The following is a 20,140-nucleotide window of genomic DNA, read 5'->3' as shown; positions in this document are numbered from 1 at the left end:
TACGCAGGGAAAATTGCTTAGAGCAAGGCAGAAATTGCAGCTAGCTAGTTGTTCTACCTACAAAATTTCTAACGAAGTTATAAGCGATTTTAACCAGTAAGAATGACCACATGCTTGTGCTAATTGGTATAACTACAGTGGCAATGTGTTAGCACAACTCTGTGGCAACAAATTTAGCTTAATAGCGCCAAACCATTATAGATAGGAAACAACATCATCATGACATGGGTTTTAGCATCAACATCACCGCGCCGCAAAGAGCTACTTACCCAGGCGGGGTTTAGCTTTCCTGGCTTTAGTTTTGAGTTGGTGGCGCCAGATATTGATGAGACTCAAGCCGATGGCGAGAAGCCGTTAGATTTTGTTGAGCGCTTGGCGATTGAGAAAGCGCAAACAGGTTTAACACTTGCTAAAAAGTTTACTCATCCAAGGGTACTTGGCTCAGATACGATTGTAGTGATAGACGGCAAGGTGCTCGGTAAGCCGCAAGATAAAGCCGACGCCATGCAAATGCTAATGCAGTTATCGGGTCGCACTCATCAGGTGATGACCGCAGTCGCGCTAACTGATGGTTCGCAAACGCTTAGCCGCACCTGTGTGACCGAGGTGACTTTCTGTGAGCTAACACAAGCTGAGATTACAGCCTATATAGATACAGGCGAGCCGATGGATAAAGCCGGCAGTTATGGCATTCAAGCCATTGGTGGCTGCTTTGTTGAGCGTATTGACGGTAGCTATTCTGCCGTGGTGGGCTTGCCGTTAGTGGAAACGCGCGAGCTGTTAAAACTAATTTAAAGACTGGCGCAGCTAATTGCAGTTAGCACGTTAAAACGAACAATAATTAAATTGCGTGCGACCAACCCAATATTGGTGGTTTATGAATAATAAAGTACAAGGTAAAAAAGGCTCAGAGCTACTAATCAACGTGACGCCAACCGAGGCGCGTGTGGCGTTAGTTGAGCATGGTGTGCTGCAAGAAGTGCACATAGAGCGCCGCATGAAGCGCGGCCTTGTAGGTAACATTTACAAGGGTAAAGTCAGCCGTGTGTTACCGGGCATGCAAGCCGCGTTTGTTGACATTGGGTTAGAGAAAGCTGCTTTTTTGCATGCATCAGATATTGTGCCGCACACTGAATGTGTCGCCGATGGTGAGCGCAATAACTTTGTGGTGCGCGACATCGCAACCTTGGTACGTCAAGGGCAAGACATTATGGTGCAAGTGGTTAAAGACCCGCTTGGTACCAAAGGTGCGAGGCTGACTACTGATATCACACTGCCTTCGCGTTATTTAGTCTTTATGCCAGGCTCTAGCCATGTTGGTGTATCTCAACGCATTGAGCTTGAAGAAGAGCGCGCACGCCTAAAAGAAATCACTATGCCGTTTGTGGATAACGACGGTGGCTTTATTATTCGCACCGCAGCTGAAAACGTCAGTGAGCCAGAACTGGCTCAAGATGCTGCTTTCTTGCGCCGTGTGTGGGCTAAAGTCAGTGAGCGCCGCAAGCGTAAAGGCGCGACTTTGCTGTATCAAGACTTAGCCTTGCAAGTGCGTATTATCCGCGACTTTGTCGGTGAAGAGCTTGATCATATTCAAGTGGACTCGCGCCGCACATTCGACGAGCTGCAGCAATTTGCCCAGGAGTTTATGCCAGAAATTGCCGGCAAGCTTGAGCACTATGAAGGCCCTGCGCCTATCTTTGAGCTTTACGATGTTGAAAACGAAATTCAACGCGCATTAGGTCGTAAAGTCGAGCTCAAATCAGGTGGTTATTTGATTATTGATCAAACCGAAGCCATGACCACTGTCGATATCAATACAGGCGCGTTTGTTGGCCATCGTAACCTAGAAGAAACCATTTTTAATACCAACCTAGAAGCAACGCAAGCTATCGCTCGTCAGCTAAGGCTGCGTAATTTGGGCGGCATTATCATTATCGACTTTATTGATATGCAAAACCCAGCGCACAAAGAACGAGTGCTGAGCAGTTTAACCAGCGCACTTGAGCAAGATAGAGTGAAAACCAGTGTCAGTGGTTTCTCCGGTCTTGGTCTGGTTGAAATGACCCGCAAACGTACTCGCGAAAGCTTAGAGCATGTGGTTTGCGCCGAGTGCCCTGCTTGTAAAGGTACAGGCAGCATGAAGACGGTAGAAACCGTATCTTATGAGATTTTCCGTGAGATCATTCGCCTTAATCGTGCTTATCAGGCTGATGAGTTCTTATTGTACTGTGCACCTGCGGTTTATATGAGCCTCAGCGGTGATGAAAGCCATTTGCTTGCCGAGCTTGAGGTGTATATCGGTAAGCGCATTCGCCTGCAAAGTGAAGCCATGTATGCTCAAGATAAATACGACGTGGTAATGGTATAGTGTCAAATAGTCGTTTAGGTACCGTTAACCGCATCTGTTGGCGCTTTATTGCTGTCGCATTGGTGCTGTTTGCGTTGTTAGTCAGTCTAATTCGTGGCTTACTGCCGCAGCTGACTGAAGTGCGCAACGAGATCGTGACCTACCTGTACGAACAATATCAGCTCGAAGTACAACTTGGCGAAATCTCCGCTAAGTGGCAAGCCTATGGCCCAGCGCTATCTGTGCATAATTTGGTGCTACCGCAGCAAGACAATCTCCCCATGACTATTGTCGCTAAAGACGTGCACTTTAAGCTGGACTTTTGGGACTCATTGATGACTGCATCACCGCAAATTGAGACGGTGAACTTTGACGGTCTACAAGTGGCACTTAACCTTGATGAGTTAAAACAATTATCCAGTAACTCCAAAACCAGCAGTGATTTAGACTGGTTATATGCCTTGCTATTAGAGCAGTTAGATCACTTCTCGCTCACTGATGCTAGCTTGCAGCTGTACAGTAGTCAGCATCAATTTAGACCGATTTTTATCGATAATCTGCAATGGTTAAATTCGCCCAATAGCCACCGTGGTCAAGGCGTCATCCACGTTGATGAGAACGCATCTGAAAACGAGCTATTGTCAATTAGCGTTGATTTAACCGGTAATGGCTATCAGCCCGATACCGTTGCGGGAGAGTTGTATGTGGCAGCTAGCTCGCTTGATTTAGGTGAATGGGCGTCGCGCCGTGAAGACCCATTACTTGACCTTAAACATATTGAATTCGAAGGTGTGATTAACCTTGAAGCCTGGGTCGGCTTTGGTGAGCGTAAAATTCAAGATGCCTTGTTAACCTTTAAGCCAAGCTGGCTAAAATGGGGCACAGAGACTGAGCCTCACAGGCTAGATATTCAATCTGGATCTATAACCTGGCAACCGCAGGAAAACGGTTGGCGTCTTGACAGTCATCAGCTTAACTTTGTGACCAATGACGAACCATGGCAGCCACTACATTTAGCGGTTAACTACCAGCAAGGCGAGCTGTTTGCCAATATCAACGAGATATCAGTGGAGCATTTTACACCACTGCTGCCACTTATTCCTGGCATTTGGCAGCAAGAGGTGGAGACCTGGCACTATGTTAATCCACAGGGCACCATAGGGCCTATTCAGCTATACAAACCGCAAAATGACGGATTAAGAGCGGCGGTTAAAATTAATGATATTAGTTGGTCAGCACATCAAAAAATTCCTGGACTTAAGCCCATTGATTTAAGCCTTAATTGGGCGGCTAACAAGCTGAGCTTTACTTTGCCGGAGCAGAACTACGCCATCGATTTTTCAAATAACTTCCGTCAAGCGCTTAACTTTGATGGCAAGTTACTACGTGGCCACTTTGATGCTGACAATATGCGATTGAACGTACCAGCCCTTGAACTTGCTAACCCAGATATCAGTATTCAAGCCGGCGTTGTATTGGACCTTGCCGAGCGCACTCATATGGCGCTTGCGGCTAACGTGCAAATAACTGATGTTGCCATGGCAAGTAAGTATTTTCCGTTGCAAGCTATGGATGACAGTCTGGTTGAATATCTTGAATCTGGCCTAATCGCGGGACAAATTCCTGATGCCACCGTCGTGTGGAACGGCTATTTTGACCAGTTCCCTTATGACGATAAAGCTGGTGTATTTCAGGCAGCGTTTACCCTAGATGATGCCATTTATAAGTTCCAACCCGACTGGCCAGCAGTGACAGAGTTAAACCTGAGCGCCTTGTTTGAAAATGCAGGTATGCACCTGAAAGTAAACAAAGGCTTACTCGGTGAAGTGCCCGCCGATGGCGCGATTGTTGATATTGAACGCTTTAATCTTACGTCGGTATTAACCGTTGATGCGGATTTAAGTGCAGATGCGCAGGCAGCAACGGCAGTTATCCAGCAGTCACCATTGGCAGACTCAGTCGGTGAAACGTTAGCAGTGATTCAAATTCACGATAATATTCGCACCCAGCTTGATTTGATGATCCCGCTATATGCTGGGGCTTCTCCTGTAAGTAAAGGTGTGGTGACCTTTGAAGATAACCCTGTTTATATCGCTCAACCTGGGATGCAGTTAGAGCGGGTTACTGGGCAAATCAGTTTTGTCGATGAAGCGGTGCAAGGCCAAGAAGTGGTTGCACAGCTTTATAATCAGCCTTTGCAATTTAGCTTTAGCACCGAAAAGCAAAACCGCAACATGGCGCTAAATGTCGACCTTCAAGGACGCTGGGATTTACAAACTCTGCCTGATGAGTTTACTAACCCTTTGTCTGAGTTCTACCAAGGTAGCCTTGAATGGGACGGCAATGTGCTGATGATATTTGACCCTCAGGGCTACACTTTGCAAGTACAAGTGGCGTCAGATTTAATTGGCACTGAATTTAATGCACCGGCACCATTTGCTAAAGATGCGCAAACGCCAAAGGTTCTTGAAGCGCAGTTGGTTGGCGACAATGTCAACACCACCCTAAGTGTTAATCTAGCGAATCAAGCTGAGTTTTGGGGCGAGTTCACTACAGAAAGTGGTGATGACTTAGCTCATTATGACATCATGCTAGGTAGACGCTTTAAGCTGGGTGACCAACTTTTAAAACGAGATGGTCATATCAATATCGATTTGCCACAAGCTGAGTTAACACAGTGGTTGCCGATTATCACCAGTTTTGCCAGTCAACAAGCTGAGGTGGCAGTTGAATCTGAGTTTACCCGTGAAGATGATGGTATTGATGAGCCACAAGCGCTTGAGATTGCCGCAGCCAAACAGGTAGTAAACCAGCTTAACCAAGGCACACAAGAAATTGCACAGCAAAATCTAGCTTTAGACGACAATGGGCAAGTGAGTCGTGACAGTATTCAATTGCCACAACGAGCTGATGATAGCGTTCAAGTCAAAAAGCCACCTGTTGTTAGCGAGGCTCGCTCGCTTGCCAATACAAATAGCAACCCGCTTGGGCCTAAAAAGCCACGCTCTTTATTTCCGCCGCTTAAGCAAATTGATGCCAGTATCGATACGCTGGATGTGATGGGGCAGAACTTTGATCAGTTGACCTTAGTCGCAAGACCTCAAGATCAGATTTGGCGCTTTGATATTCAAGCTGAGCAATTTGTTGGCAGTATCGACTTCTTCCCGCAGTGGCGAGAGCAAGGGCTGAAAATTGTTGCCCAAAAACTGCATTTAAACCCAGAAATGCGTGACTCCGCTAATGCCGAGTTTACCGCTAAAGAAATGCTTGAGTCGGTGCCAACGCTCGCGGTTGATGTCGATGACTTCCGTTTATTCGATATTCCTTTGGGCATCTTGTGCTGCAAGGCAATCCTAATGAGCAGGGTTATCGTTTCCAAACACTGAGCCTAACTCAACCTGTGGTCACCTTGACCGCTAATGGCCAATGGCAGCAAGTTGATGGTAAAGACGTCACAGGTTTTGATGTGCAACTGAAAGCAACCAAGTTTGATGAGTTATCAAATATCCTTGGGATCAATTTGGGGATTCAAGATGCGCCGCTCGATATTCTCGCCAGCCTTAGTTGGAACGATGTGCCATACCGCTTTAACCTGGCTGGGTTGAATGGTCATTTGAAGTTTGACTTAGGAAAGGGACATTTGTCTGAGCTAAGCGACAAAGGTGCGCGTTTATTCTCGCTGTTTAGCCTCGACTCAATTTTACGTAAGTTGTCGCTCGACTTTTCTGATGTGTTCGGCCAAGGGCTATATTTCAATAGCTTTGCCGGTAACCTTGATATTGACGATGGCGTGGTGAAAACCACAGACACCGAAATGGACGGCATTGCCGGTGCGATGAAGGTGCGCGGCTTTACCGACTTAACTACTCGAAGCTTAAACTATGATATTCGCTTCTCGCCGCAGCTGGCATCAAGCGTGCCGACAGTGGTGTTATTAAGTACCAGTGCCTGGACGTTAGGTGTAGGCGCATTTGCCTTAACTAAGGTGCTTGAGCCCGTGATTGAGGTGATTTCAGAAATTCGCTTTAGGCTAACGGGTGATATGGAAAACCCAGTGCTCGAAGAGCTAGAGCGTAAGAGTAAAGAAATTGAAATTCCAGAGTCTATCCTACGTGACAGCAAACAAACTGGCGCCGATGCTGCGGTAAGCACTGGTGATGCGGTAAACACAGATGACGCGATAACGAAGGGCGGCGACCAGGCTAATGCTGCTGGCGATGTAACAATTACAGAGTCACTAACTGAAACTGCTACCGAGACAGTCGAACAGAAGCAAGGTATGCAGCAAAGCCCTAGTGAAGAGCCCGCTGAACTTGATACGCCAAACCAAAAACCAGGGCCAGCGCCAGATCCAAATTCTCAAAAGGCCGAGCTAGAAAAAGTAGCGCCTGAGAAAGCCGCACCTGAAAAAGCTGTACCTGAAAAAGTCGAGCAACAAGATGAATCTCAGCCAGCCAGTCAAGCAGACGGCTTTATTCGAGAAAGCACTAATCAAGCCGAGCAAGGCGAAGGGCAGAATCAAGTAAGCTTGATGCTAATTCACCGACAAGGAGCGAGTCATGCAATGGAACTTACTGCAATGTCAGAGCAGCAAAGATGTTCAAGCCAACCTCAGCTTTATCGAATCGCAGCTTAAGCAGTTACCCAGAGAGCCAGATGAGCCGCAACTTGTGGTGTTGCCCGAGTGCAGCTTATTGTTTGGTGGGCATGAAAGTGAACAGCTAAAGTATGCGGGTAGCCAAGATGATAATCCGCTAGCGGATGCACTTAGCAAGCTTGCTAAGCAATATCAGGTTTACTTGATAGCTGGCACCATTCCTTATAAGGCCGAACCACCCCAGAATGCAGATACTGCCGACAATGCTAAGAGCAAAGTCTATAGCCGTTGCTATGCTTTTGATGACAAAGGGCAAACCCTAGGGCATTACGACAAAATCCACCTGTTTGATGTTGAAGTTGCCGATGGCACCCGTAGCTATCGCGAAAGTGATACCTTTGCCGCTGGCGAGCGTATCACAGTTATTGATACGCCTTTTGGCAAGATTGGCCTCGCGATTTGTTATGACCTACGCTTTGCTGACTTGTTTCGCGCATTAAGACTGCAAGGCGCTGACATCATAGTGCTGCCGTCAGCCTTTACCAAGGTCACAGGGCAAGCGCACTGGCAGATATTACTGCAAGCCAGAGCCATTGAAACCCAGTGCTATTTACTGGGTGCGAATCAATGGGGCGCTCACAATCAAGGTAGCCGCGAGACTTATGGTCACAGCATGATTGTTGACCCGTGGGGAAACGTGGTAGCAGTCAAACCAGAGCAGACCGGTTGGCTGCAAGCTCGCATCGATATGAGCGAGATGAAGAAAATTCGCCAGAACATGCCTGTTTTAGGGCATAATCGATTTATTGAACCTAAATTAACACCTTAATCTATTGCGCCGAGCGATTTAATTCGATGATAGCTGCGCCGCAATAGCTGAAGTAAAGAGAACAAACCATGCCTTTTCTAAACCAAGTGGAACAAAGCTTATTTCAAGACGGTTTAACCTTAGACGGTCTGCAAGGTTATTTAAGCCAAATCCACCAACATAATGTCGACTTTTCAGATCTGTATTTTCAAGGAAGTCGCCATGAGTCTTGGGTGTTAGAAGACGGCATTGTTAAAGAAGGTAGCTTCCACATCGAGCGCGGTGTGGGCGTACGTGCCATCACAGGTGAAAAAACCGGATTTGCCTATGCTGACGAAATTACTCCGCAAGCGCTTGAAGCAGCAGCATTAGCGGCGCGAGGCATTGCTAGCCGTGGCGAGTCTAAGCAAGTGCAAGCTTTTGCTAAGCAAAAGGTAAATGAACTTTACGATAGCGCTGACCCAATTGCAGCTATGGATGAAGCGAAAAAGATTGATCTGTTAAAGCAAGCCGATGCCTATATTCGCAGTCTTGATGAGCGCATTATTCAGGTAGTGGTGAGCTTATCTGGCGTGCATGAAGAAATTTTAGTCGCTGCTAGTGACGGCACGCTAGCTGCCGATGTCCGCCCTTTGGTGCGCTTTAACTGCAGCGTGATTTTAGAAGATCAAGGTAAGCGTGAACGTGGCGGCGCTGGTGGCGGTGGACGTCACGACTTTAGCGCGTTTATGGCTAGTGATGAAAACGGCCTGCCACAGTGTTTTGAGTTTGCCCGTGAAGCAGTGCGCCAAGCACAAGTGAACATTCACGCGGTTGATGCGCCAGCAGGCGAAATGACCGTGGTACTAGGTAGCGGTTGGCCGGGCGTGCTGCTGCATGAAGCCGTTGGCCACGGTTTAGAAGGTGACTTTAACCGCAAAGGCAGCAGCGCCTTTAGTGGCAAGGTCGGGCAGCAAGTTGCCTCTGAATTGGTGACTGTGATTGACGATGGCACCATGGAAAATCGCCGTGGCTCGCTATCGATCGATGATGAAGGTGTTGCTACCCAAAAGACTACCTTGATTGAAAACGGTATTTTAAAAGGCTACATGCAAGACAAGCTCAACGCTCGTTTGATGGGTCAAGCGCCTACTGGTAACGGTCGCCGCGAGTCATACGCTCATTTACCTATGCCGCGCATGACCAACACTTATATGACAGCGGGTGAAAGCGACCCACAGGATATTATTAAGTCTGTCGATAACGGTATTTATGCGCCAAACTTTGGTGGTGGGCAGGTCGATATTACCTCGGGTAAATTTGTGTTCTCAGCATCTGAGGCTTACTTAATTGAAAAGGGCAAAATTACCCAAGCAATTAAAGGCGCAACCTTAATCGGTAATGGCCCAGAGTCTATGAGTCAGATCTCTATGGTGGGTAATGACTTAGCACTGGATAAAGGTGTTGGCGTATGTGGTAAAGACGGGCAAAGTGTGCCAGTTGGCGTCGGTCAACCAACATTAAAGCTAGATCGTTTAACTGTAGGTGGTACTGCATAGACTGAGTGGGTAGATTTGATTGCCCTGGCTACTGATCTGCCTAAATAAACGCGCGTTTGATTGCAGTTTTACATTTTGATGCTAGAAAAACTTTTACCAGACACTAAACTGTAGGTTAGTGCATTTGCTCTAATTTAGCCTTGGCTCTGATATATTTTTTGCTGAGGCGATTTAGCTATGCGCTAAATCGCTCCTTGGCAATCGGTTAATGAAGAGGCGTTAATGGCATTTTCTCGCTCGGTATCAATTCAATCTCGGTTAGCGCGGCTTTCTATGGCTATTGGCTCGCTAACACTAACGGCGCTAGCTGTTACGTCTCCCTTGCAGTCGTCGCAGGCACAATCTCTTACGCCTAGCACACCAAATCATGTATCAGCCGAGCCAGTAGACTCTCAAAGCGCAAGCTTGTCTTTCACCCAGGCTTGGCAGCAACTGCAGCAGGTAAGTGACAAACTTAAGGCCGATCAGCAGCAGGTTAACCGAGCGAAAGCCCAAGCTGAGGCCAGTAAATCCTTAAGTTATCCATCGCTAGATATCAGTGGTAGTTACACTCATCTTGAAAAGCCAATTGAGTTAGATTTGCGGGATCTTAATCCCATCGCTTCACTTGACCCAGGTGCTTTGCCACCTGCGATAGGCAACATCATCGGCGCAATTCCTGGCTCATTGTTTGTTACGCCATTTACTGAGCAAGATATTTTTCGAGCTAGCCTGCAAGCCATGTGGCCGATATACACTGGCGGCAAGATAACCGCAGCCCAAGGCATTAAAGCGGCGCAGGTGTCAGAGCAACAGCAGCAGTTTGTGTTAACCCAGCGCGACCTATTTATGCAATTGGTAGAACGTTACTTTGCCGTGGCAGTAACCCAAGCAGCACTGCAAACCCAAAGTGAATTTGTCACTTCATTAGAAGAACACGCCGAGCATGCCAAACAATTAGAGCTGCAAGGGCAAATTGCCCGTGTTGAGCTACTCAATGCTCAGGTCGCGTTAGATGATGCGCGAGTGAAAATGCGTCATGCTCAGCGGCAGAATGAAATGGCCAATATTGCTTTATCGCGCATGTTGCAGCTATCTAGCGTAGCGCCATCATCACAGTTATTTATGTTGCCAAACCAGCCGTCACTGTCACAGGTCAGTAGCCTAACTCAGGCAAGTCACCCAGCGCTCAAGTTGTTGCAAGCTAAAGAGCAGCAAGCCAATCAATTAGTCGATTTAGAGAAAGGTTCATACCATCCAACTGTGTTCCTTTACGGCAATTACACCTTGTATGAAGACGACAGCTTGTTTTCAAAGGTCGAGCCAGACTGGCTAGTGGGTGTAGGTGTCAAAGTACCACTATTAAGTCGTGACGGTCACAGTGGCAAGGTGCAAGCCGCAAAAAGCGCCCAGCTACAAGCAAGGCATATGAAAGCGCAAACCCAGCAGGATTTAAGTTTGCTGGTGGATCAAACCTACCGTCAACTACTGCAAGCTGATGAAGAGATTAACGCGCTAAATACCACTAAAGCGCTGGCGAAAGAAAATCTGCGCCTGCGAGAGCTAGCGTTCAATCAAGGCTTATCGACCTCGGTTGAGCGAGTGGATGCTGAGAGCAAACTTCATGGTGTACAAACCCAGCAGTTAGCCGCGCAATATCGCTACATTCAGGCTTATGCCAAGTTAATGGTACTTAGTGGGCAACTTGATGAGTTCATCGCCCGAGTTGAATACCAAAACCAATCTGTAAAACAAGGAACCCACAATGCAAGCAAATAAAATCGTCGCCGTTATCAGCTTAGTATTGCTGCTTGGTGTGTTGGGTTATGGTGTTAAACAGGCATTTGAACCTAAGCCAGCTATTTTACAGGGGCAAATTGAGGCGCGTGAATACAATGTGTCGTCTAAGGTGCCGGGGCGCGTTGAGCAAGTGTTTGTACGTAAGGGCGACCTGGTGCAAGTGGATGACATTTTATTTGCCATCAACAGCCCTGAACTGAATGCCAAGTTAATTCAAGCGCAAGGCGGTTTAGATGCTGCCAATGCTATGTTGCAGCAAGCCGATAATGGTGCTCGTAGCCAAGAAGTGATGGCGGCTAAAGATCAGTGGCTAAAAGCTAAAGCCGCCACCGAGTTGCACCATACAACATACCAAAGAGTCGAGAACCTATTTGAACAGGGCGTAGTGGCAAGGCAAAAGCGCGATGAAGCCTTTACCCAGTGGCAAGCGGCAAAATACACAGAGCAAGCCGCCAATGCCATGTATGAAATGGCGCAAGAAGGTGCGCGAACCGAGCAAAAAGCCGCAGCTGCCGGTAATGCACGTATGGCCGAGGGTGCAGTTAAAGAGGTCAATGCTGTATTGGAAGATAGCCAAATGCGCGCGCCTAAAGCTGCTGAGGTAAGCGAGGTGCTATTACAAGCGGGTGAGCTAGTGCCAAGTGGCTTTCCTGTGGTGAGCTTAATTGATATGACAGATGCTTGGGCAAGCTTTCAAGTACGTGAGGATCAACTTAGCCAGTTTAAACAGGGAGATAAGCTAGAAGTTTATCTGCCTGCGCTAGACATGAACGTGAGCTGTGAGGTGAGCTTTATTAGCGTAATGGGCGACTTTGCAACCTGGCGAGCAACTGAGTCAGGCCATGACTTTGATCTACGCACCTTCGAAGTGGAGTTAACGCCGCTAACCCAGGTCGATGACTTACGTGTAGGCATGTCTGCAGTGATCTATTTGTGATAGGGCTACTTCTAATGAACCTATCTGAAATGCTCGCCTGTTAGAGAGTTTGCCTAATGAAGCCCTGCTTGTTTAAACGAGAGCTAAAAGCGCTATGGAATGATCCATGGCAGCTTGCTTTGCTGACGTATTTGCCAATTGTCGCATTAGTGCTTTTAGGTTGGATATTCACTAGCGCCATGCCCCGCGAGTTGCCTGTTGCGATAGTCGATCTCGACCAGTCACAATTAAGCCGTCAGCTGGCGTTTGAACTGCAGGCAAGCCCGACAATTAATTTACAAACCTACTCAGATCTCGCCGCAGCTAAACACGCCATGCAACAAGTTGATATGTATGCCATGGTGGTGATCCCGCAGGGTATGCGCAAGGACTTACTTACTGGCCATAGCCCGATTATTGATGTGCGCTACAACAGTCAGTTTTTATTAGTGGGTAAGTTGCTTTCAAGCCAAATTCAACAGGCGTTAGCTGCCGGATTAAAACAGGTATCGCTTAGTTCACAACTCAGTCGCGGCGTGCCTAAAGCGCAGGCCGAGATTAATGTTAGCCCTATTAAGCAACAAATTACTCCACTGCATAATTTTAATAGCCATTATCAGGTGTTCCTTATGCCGGCTATTTTAGTGGCGCTGGGGCAAATTGTGGTGATGCTAAATTGCCTCAACAGCTTTGCTCGCGAGTTACGCCACAATGCGGTTTCACAGTGGCTAGCTCAAGGCGCATTTTATGGCTTATGGGTTAAAGCGCTGGTTTATATTCCGTTATCGGTATTGCAACTGGCGGCGCTAAATTGGGCTTTATACCTGTATTTAGGTGTCGATATTAGTGCTCAATTGCCCTTGTTATTGCTGGCACAACTATTTATGGCGATAGCGATTTGGTTAGTGGTGACTGCGGTATTCATGTTGCTAAAAGACAGTGCCCGCGCGGTGAGTTTTTGCGCCGCTATGTACGCGCCAGCTTTTCCGTTTATGGGGGTAACATTCCCCACCCATGATATGCCGTTTGTCGCACAAATTTGGCGCTTGGTGATGCCGTCAAGCTACTACATAGAGCAACACTTAGCGATTGTGAGTAGCCATATTAACCTTGGACAATTGCTGACTATGCTCAGTGGCTACCTGCCGTTTTTGACTTTGCTAATTGTGATTGCTCTTGGGGTGACCAAGCTAGCGCAAACTAATGCTAAGGAGCCAATATGAGTTGGTGGGCATTAATTTGTGCTGAGCTCAAAGCGATATGGGCCAATAAAGCTATTGCAATCACCGTATTCGGCGGCGTGTTTTTCTACGCCATTTTATATCCGCTGCCGTATCTCAATAATGTCGCCACTGAGCAGCAAATCGTGGTGATTGATAGAGATAACTCAAGCTTGAGCCGTCAGGTTATTCGCCATGCCAATGCCTCGCCGCAAATTGAAGTTGTCGCGCAGTTAGCGTCAATCAATGATGGTCAGGAATACTTAACGCGCGGTCAAGCGCTTGGTTTAGTGGTGATACCACAGGGTTTTCGCCGCGACTTAATGTTGGGCAAAGATGTCACGCTGGCAACGCTAGGTGATGCTAATTACTTTCTAGTCTATTCCGCTATTGCGCAGGGCATGGTGAGTGTTGGGCTAGATACCGCAAAACAAATGCAGTTTAAGGCGCTACTGGCAAAAGGGCAGGACCCAGGCAGCGCTGAGTTAAGCCTTAATGCGATAAAGCTAAACAGTGTGCCAGCGTTTAACCCGAGCCTAGGCTATATGTCGTACGTGGTGCCCGCGGTATTACTGCTGGTACTCCAACAAACTCTGCTTATTGGTAGCGGCATTCTTGGGGCAAGTCAGTGGCGTAGTTCAGGCTATTGGAATCAAGTGTCAGTCGTTAAGTTAGTCACTGCACGTATCATCACCTTTGCTGTGTTATACCTGCTATTTGCCAGCTTCTATTTTGGTTGGTGTCATTACTATTATCAGCTGCCGGTAACAGGCGAGCTGATTAATGTCGTTATGTTGCTGGTGGCATTTGTACTGGCTAGTAGCGCTGCAGGTGTGGCGTTAAGTAGCTGCTTTAGTCGCACCGACATGCCAACCCAAATTGTATTGCTTATCTCAATGCCAATTCTATTTGCTTCAGGCCTCATTTGGCCGACCATGTTGATCCCCGAGCCGATTGTGTGGCTCAGTCAATTAATCCCTGCAATCCCAGCTATGATGGCAATGGCGCAGGTTAATCAAATGTCAGCAGACTGGAGCATGGTGTTCAATCTCTGGCTGCAACTCTGGGGCTTATTCCTACTGTTTAGCGCGCTTGCTTATGTGGGCGTAAAGCAGCGGCTGTCATAGGTTTAGTTTTTAGTCTTGTTTGTGTATTAAACCCAATGTGTGCGCATGTGCACTTTTTTCGTCATGGTATGACGTTCTGTTATCTGTTAACTTCAATAGATACAATTAGTTAATTCAGTATGCGTTGAACCGGATATTGGTAAAACGCGCATGCGCGTTAATCCCAATATGTGTGCATGCGCACTATGCAAATGTTAGGTATACAATCATGCTCGAAGAGTTTCGATACATCTTGTCACCAATAAGTGTCAAAAGTCATCCCGAATGGGGAGCTTATATTGAACTCATTGATTATGAACATAGAGATTACATTGAAGACGTATTATGCGAGCATTTCGATTTAGATTATGCTTTTTGTTCCAATGAAGATGTAACTGGCGACTACGTTTTGTATTTTGCAGAAAAAGCATCAATTGGAGCTGTAGAAAAAGCGGTGAGTGAAATTAACGAATTTCATAAAGCTAATAAAATTGATTATAAAGTGGCACCGTATACCTAACAAGCAATTAAAGCGGGACTTTTTACAGTTTGCTCGGTTTCGCTGCGCTACACATTTTAGCAAACTATTAAAAAGCCCCTTAATGTGGGCGTTAGCTAGACCGAGGTGCTGTTGTGTCATTTCAAGGTTTTATGGAAGGCGATATTAATTCGCATTGTTGGTTTCACGAGTCAGTATGTAAAGCCATTTCTTATGATGGATTTGGTGATACTTGCGGTGGAATTATAGTTTTAACCCAAACTGCTTTTATGGTTGAAGCGTACTTAAATTACGCTTGCAAAACTGTATTTGACTGGCAAACGAGAGCGAGTAAAAAGTTCGATCGTCATGATGACGATTTATTTAAAAAAGTTGATAAATTTAAAGCTGAAGCTGATTTTAATAAACGAGTAGCATTGGCGTTTGGGTACTTCCCAATGTTTGAGGAATTAAGTTCATTATTTGAATCTAACCTCACTGGAAAACGGATTAATAAATATAGGAAATTACTCGGTAACTCTTCATTTTATGCAATTGATAGTGAGCTAAGATTTTCTCCTAAATTAAAATTTAACTTGTTATCTGAAATGGTATTTAAAAATGAAGATGCGAAAATAAATGCAATTTCTTGTATTGCAGAACTATTCGATATTAGGAATATGCTAGCACACGGAACCTCAGAATTTAGCCGTACAAAAGTGAGAGTTAAAAGCGATAGTGTTGATATAGATTTACCGAGTTTTAAAGATATACCTAATACAAAAGCTGCTTGGCAAGAGCAATGTTCTTTAGAAAACTCTAAGGCTTTGTTTTATAAAGCTTGTGTGATTATTGAAACGATAAGTACTGAGTTATTTCAAAATGACAAGCCATTTCGACATCCGCCACAGGTTGGAATGGTTGTGCATGGCTAACAAGGCGTTTAAACAGAACTAAAACAGTGGGTTATGTTCCTCTTCGCTCCGCGGTATAACCCACAATTTTAGTCCGCTTAATGCGGCGTTATGCAGATAAGGAGTTGCAGTGCAATATTGGATAGGCCCATCAGAGTCCCACCTCGGTGAAGGGACAATTTGGACTGAATTTGCTGATGAAGGGCATGCCCTTAGGCAAGTCGAGGAATATAATGGGAAATGGTATTCTTCCAGAGATGATTCTGATGAAGAAGGTTGGCTTTACGATGGTAATATCAAAGATCTAGGTTTGTCTGAATCGAGAGAAATCACAAAAGAAGAATTTGAGGTCGTTTGGCAAAAATCTGCATAACAAGCAACTAAAGCGGGACTTTTTACAGTTTGCTGTTTCGCTTATGCTCAAATTTTAGCAAGCTGCAAAAAGTCCCTTAGTGTGGGCGTTAGGCATATATAGGAATATCACCATCAAAAATCACTAAATTTGGTATTTGACTCATTCTTCCTAAATCGAATCATGAGTTTATGTGGATTTGAATATATAAAATTAAAAGAAAGTCGCATATCTGTGTATAGTGGCTTTGGCGTTATTTAGGTGTATTGCGATTCAAGCTTTTCACCACAATGAATAGGTTTTACGCAGTTAAATAAGGACATTTAATACACGTTATGAATAAGATTGAGAAGTGGGAAGTGGATTCTCGACTAACGGAAAATAGTGCTGTTTACGTTATTGCGATTCATGATGATTTAGAAGGGTTTCGAGTTCTTTTGTCCGGAAAGGATTTACCAGCATTTAGGTTGACTGTTAGTAAAGGAAGCTTGAAAGCTTATCGCGTTTACGACGAGGTGAGCTTGGTTGGCTTAAGCTACGAAGGAAGTTTCACTCCTCCGAATTGTTTCTATATTGTCGATTCTTCTGAATTTAAAGAGCAACAAGTTAAAGACAGCTGTGGCATTGTAAGTGAGGAATCCAGTATTCATTATGCTATCTATACTGAAGATTACTGTATAGATATCCTTTCTGTTCGAGAACCGGAAATTATCGAGCTCCCAAATACTTAACAACATGAGGTAATATTCAGCTCCCTATATTGATCAAAAGTAAGCTTGATACTGCAGTAAAGCGCCAGATAGTTTTCAACAAAAAATCCACCTCATATGAGGTGGATTTTTGCTATTCAAGGTTAGGCTATCTCAGCCGCAATTCAGCCGCTAACCCAAAGTAAATCAAGCCACTTGCCTACAGCAAATCAACTGCAAACAGGTAAGTCGACTTAATGCCTTTAGGTGTCACCACTTCAACAGTAACTAATGCTGTACCTGCTTCACCAGCATGGGATAACGCAAAGTTTGCAGTTGAACCGCCAGCGCGGGTGGCGTTGTGGATGTTAAAGCTGGTAAAGGTTAGTTCACCCTCTGAAGCGGTAACATTCACTGTGCTGTTGTATGGCAGCATTTGGTTAGCGCTGTCGGTAAGCTGCACTGAGAACAGTGAAGTGCTACCTGGGGCGATTGGCGTTATGTCAGTGCTGGTATCCGCAATTGGGTTACCGTCTTGCTCAAGGGCAAATACTGCATTTGAGCCTGACATAGTTAGCACAAAGGCTTTACGAATATAGGTTTTATTCGCCTGACCTTGACCGCATAAGCGGCCCTCACATTGCGGGCCGTTAAATAGCCCATCTGCTGGCGAGTAGCTGTTTTTGCCTTCGGCGTTGAAGAACGGCTCGCCTGAGCTGTAGCTACCTGATTCGCTGTCATCACGGAAAGCATCACCTAGGTCGCTAAAGCCGCCTGCATGGTAGGTTTCAATGTCCATACCATTGCCAGTACATGCCACTGCTGCGCCGTTGCTATCTAAACAAGCCTGAGCGATTGCGCCGCCGTCGGCATCATCAAAGATGTTATTGCCGTTGGTGTCGAAGAAGGTTTCATGACCTAGGGCGTAGGCCAAAATGGTCACCCTGTGGTCGGTCACTCGTGGGTTGGCTGATGTCCAGGTGACTGAGCAGCTGCCGCCGCTAGTTGCACAAGATGGCTGGATTTGACCGCCTTCTGCGGTGAAGTTAATCGTGGTGTCATCTGGCGCTGGGTTACCAAAGCTGTCTGATGCAAATACGCTAATAGTGACCTCTTCACCATTGTGGTCACCCGCTTCTGGGTTGAACACGCTTGGTGAAATAGAGAAGCCAAGTTGCTGCGGCAGACCGGTATTAACCGTTAGCTGCTCTGATTGGCTGGTAACCACATCGCCGGTATCAATGTCAGTTGCGCTTGCAACAACACGTACAGGTGTTGGCACTGTGCCTGACTGCACACGTACACTGGCAATACCTTGGGCGTTGGTAATGCTTTGGTCTGTCGCCTGCCCATTAGCAAAGCTTAGACCGCCAACAACAGTATCTAGGCTAAAATCGACAGTTTGCTGCGCAGCAGGTTGACCGTTAGCGCTAGTGACTAAGAAGGTCACTAGCGAGCTCTCACTTGAGCCTGTCCCGCCAGCGCCTTTAACGCGAATTTGCGTTGGGTCCGCTGATACAAAGCTCAGGCTAGCTAAGGTTTGGCGTGACAAAGTGAAGTCGAAGTTAGCGCTTAGGCTCGTAGTGCCGACTGTTGCGGTGGCGACGATTTGATCGTTACGCTCACTGTTGCCGCTACAGCTGGTGTCAGAGAAGGTTGAGCTTGCACTACCAGATAAAGTGGTGACTGGTGAGTCGAGCGATGCATTATTGTTGGCTGAGCAATCAGATACAAAATTCACGCTAGTTGGCGTTTGTAAGCGGGTGATGTTACCGGCGTTATCGTCAGTGACGATAGTCGCGGTAACGCCAAATGAACCGCCTGCGCTAATGATGTAATCGTCATTGGCATCAGCCGTTAGGCTAGTGCCTAGCACTCCTTCAACAAAGTTGTTGTTAGCATCGAAGTGACCAATTTTAATGGTGCCTTCTGGCACTACGTCATCGGCGCTGCGTACTTCATAAAAGCTAGTATTTGAGAAGGTGTCGCCTTGGTACTCAATGGTTGCACTCAGTGCAGCGGCGCCAAGCTCATCATTACTTGGTGTGTAACTCACCGAGGCTTTACCATCTGCTTGGGTGAGCGCAGTGGCTGGATTCAAGCTAGCGCTACCGGCAGTGAAAGTAACAAGCTGATTGGTCACAGGCTCATTGCTGCCGTCAACAAAGTAAGCGTTAAGCTGCACGGTTTCGCCCACTTTAAAGTGGTTGATGGTACCAGAGGCATCGCTAATTGAGGTGGTCAGGGTGTAGCTTTCAACTGGTGGTAGCGGCTCAGTTGCGGTGAACTCATAGGTGCGCTCATCGCTTACCGAGTCTACATTAGCAGGCGCATAAATCGCGGTGAGTGTACCAGCAATGGCTGTTTGGTCAGCCGATGACACGATGGCTTTTGCCATACCGCTGCTGTCTGTCAGCGTAGTGGCAGGCGCAATTGATGCATTGTCAGACGAAAAGTCGACCAGCACATTGGCAAGGTTAGCATTGTTGGCTTTTACATTTGCTACTGCGCAGAAGCTTTCGGTAGCGGCAAAGCGCTGCTCAGTTGTAGTGGTGTCACACTGACCATCAACTACGGTGTAGTAGCTGAGTGACAAGCTGTAGGTAATATCTTCTGGGTCTGGTGTCGAGCCATCAGACGGGCCGTTACAGCCTGCGACTAAAAGAAGTGATGCAATCGAAAACGGTAAAGTTCTAAAGATTGTTTTTAGCCGCATTGGCAACGTCCTTATGCAAAAATGTTTGGTTACTCGTCTATATGTTCACGCAGGTACTTAAATAGCTCTTTATTGGCTTTTGATTCTTTGTCCGGCGCTTTTTGTAATTCTTTGTTTGCCTGGCGTACTAGCTGACGCAGTTTTTGGCGCTCAAAGGTTGGATGATCATCAAGCAAGGCTTGAATTGCGCTGTCGCCTTCGGCCAATAAACGGTCACGCATTTTTTCAAAAACATGTACGCGTGCAGCTTCATTATTATTCTTATTCAACACATTAGCTAGTGCCGCCTCAATTGGTTCGTGATCGTAACCACGCATTAACTTACCAATATATTGCTGATGACGGCGATAAGCCTCAGTTTTAGGCTTAATGGTTTTTAGCTTGATTAGCGCATCGTAAAGAAACTCGTCTAGGCCCATTTTGTCGAGTTGCGACTTACTAAGTAATGCTAGTTTGATGCCTAGCGATTGGGCAAGTTCGCTTTCTTTTTTGAATTCAGTGCGACTGACGTAGTTCTCGTCATGGTCAAACGGTTGTTGGAAGTGCTCTGAATCGCCTACGATTTTCATAATAATAACCTCTATCTATAACCCGCTAATGATAGCACTTAATTAGGGGCCTTTAGAGGAAAATATACCGCACAAACCTCGAATTTACCGATGGTTATCAAAAAGTGATCG

General features: G+C 46.3%; 14 protein-coding genes and 1 pseudogene. 13 read left to right on the top strand and 2 right to left on the bottom strand.

Features of this window, described 5'->3' with window-relative positions; translation table 11 throughout:
* The first annotated feature begins 219 nt into the window (after positions 1-219).
* From EXU30_RS08785 to EXU30_RS08720, 13 genes and pseudogenes are all read left to right on the top strand, one after another.
* Entirely contained in the window at positions 220-795 is a 576-nt protein-coding gene (locus tag EXU30_RS08785) for a Maf family protein (protein ID WP_130599237.1), read from the top strand.
* Between the two features lie 82 nt (positions 796-877).
* The gene (gene rng / locus EXU30_RS08780; RefSeq protein ID WP_130599235.1) at positions 878-2,368 is read left to right on the top strand and encodes a ribonuclease G; all 1,491 of its coding nucleotides are present in this window, start codon (positions 878-880) and stop codon (positions 2,366-2,368) included.
* Positions 2,368-6,458 (top strand): annotated as a pseudogene (locus tag EXU30_RS08775) (YhdP family protein); the annotation flags it as partial. The gene rng and the pseudogene EXU30_RS08775, both read left to right, overlap by 1 nt.
* Positions 6,459-6,906: 448 nt before the next feature.
* Positions 6,907-7,773 carry a carbon-nitrogen hydrolase family protein gene (locus EXU30_RS08765; protein ID WP_130599229.1) on the top strand — a complete coding sequence of 289 codons (867 nt, stop codon included), beginning with the start codon at positions 6,907-6,909 and terminating at the stop codon, positions 7,771-7,773.
* A gap of 68 nt (positions 7,774-7,841) precedes the next feature.
* On the top strand, positions 7,842-9,290 hold the full coding sequence (tldD, locus tag EXU30_RS08760; protein ID WP_130599227.1) for a metalloprotease TldD: 1,449 nt from the start codon (positions 7,842-7,844) through the stop codon (positions 9,288-9,290).
* Positions 9,291-9,512: 222 nt separating this feature from the next.
* A complete protein-coding gene (locus tag EXU30_RS08755; protein ID WP_242620369.1) occupies positions 9,513-11,048 on the top strand; it encodes a TolC family protein in 1,536 nt (511 codons plus the stop codon).
* Positions 11,035-12,006 (top strand): HlyD family secretion protein, encoded by a 972-nt coding sequence (locus EXU30_RS08750; RefSeq protein WP_130599225.1) that lies wholly within the window; start codon positions 11,035-11,037, stop codon positions 12,004-12,006. The genes EXU30_RS08755 and EXU30_RS08750 overlap by 14 nt, the downstream gene beginning before the upstream one ends.
* Before the next feature lie 68 nt (positions 12,007-12,074).
* A complete protein-coding gene (locus EXU30_RS08745; protein WP_242620368.1) occupies positions 12,075-13,208 on the top strand; it encodes an ABC transporter permease in 1,134 nt (377 codons plus the stop codon).
* Entirely contained in the window at positions 13,205-14,332 is a 1,128-nt protein-coding gene (locus EXU30_RS08740) for an ABC transporter permease (protein ID WP_130599221.1), read from the top strand. The genes EXU30_RS08745 and EXU30_RS08740 overlap by 4 nt, the downstream gene beginning before the upstream one ends.
* Positions 14,333-14,540: 208 nt before the next feature.
* On the top strand, positions 14,541-14,831 hold the full coding sequence (locus tag EXU30_RS08735) for a hypothetical protein (RefSeq protein WP_130599219.1): 291 nt from the start codon (positions 14,541-14,543) through the stop codon (positions 14,829-14,831).
* Positions 14,832-14,944: 113 nt separating this feature from the next.
* Entirely contained in the window at positions 14,945-15,724 is a 780-nt protein-coding gene (locus EXU30_RS08730; protein ID WP_130599217.1) for a hypothetical protein, read from the top strand.
* A 109-nt stretch (positions 15,725-15,833) separates the two neighbouring features.
* Positions 15,834-16,076, top strand: coding sequence for a hypothetical protein (locus tag EXU30_RS08725; RefSeq protein ID WP_130599215.1), 243 nt, complete (start codon positions 15,834-15,836; stop codon positions 16,074-16,076).
* Between the two features lie 314 nt (positions 16,077-16,390).
* Positions 16,391-16,786 carry a hypothetical protein gene (locus tag EXU30_RS08720; RefSeq protein ID WP_130599213.1) on the top strand — a complete coding sequence of 132 codons (396 nt, stop codon included), beginning with the start codon at positions 16,391-16,393 and terminating at the stop codon, positions 16,784-16,786.
* 178 nt (positions 16,787-16,964) lie between these two features.
* On the opposite strand, the gene EXU30_RS08715 is transcribed toward EXU30_RS08720, so the two are convergent.
* Positions 16,965-19,460 carry an autotransporter outer membrane beta-barrel domain-containing protein gene (locus EXU30_RS08715; protein WP_130599211.1) on the bottom strand — a complete coding sequence of 832 codons (2,496 nt, stop codon included), beginning with the start codon at positions 19,458-19,460 and terminating at the stop codon, positions 16,965-16,967.
* A gap of 29 nt (positions 19,461-19,489) precedes the next feature.
* Positions 19,490-20,029, bottom strand: coding sequence for a ribosome biogenesis factor YjgA (gene yjgA / locus EXU30_RS08710; protein WP_130599209.1), 540 nt, complete (start codon positions 20,027-20,029; stop codon positions 19,490-19,492).
* Positions 20,030-20,140: the final 111 nt, after the last annotated feature.

It is taken from the genome of Shewanella maritima (assembly GCF_004295345.1).
In the GTDB taxonomy this organism is placed as follows: domain Bacteria; phylum Pseudomonadota; class Gammaproteobacteria; order Enterobacterales; family Shewanellaceae; genus Shewanella; species Shewanella maritima.
The sequence above is the reverse complement of the archived record's forward strand: the minus strand, read 5'-3'. Positions and strand labels throughout refer to the sequence as shown.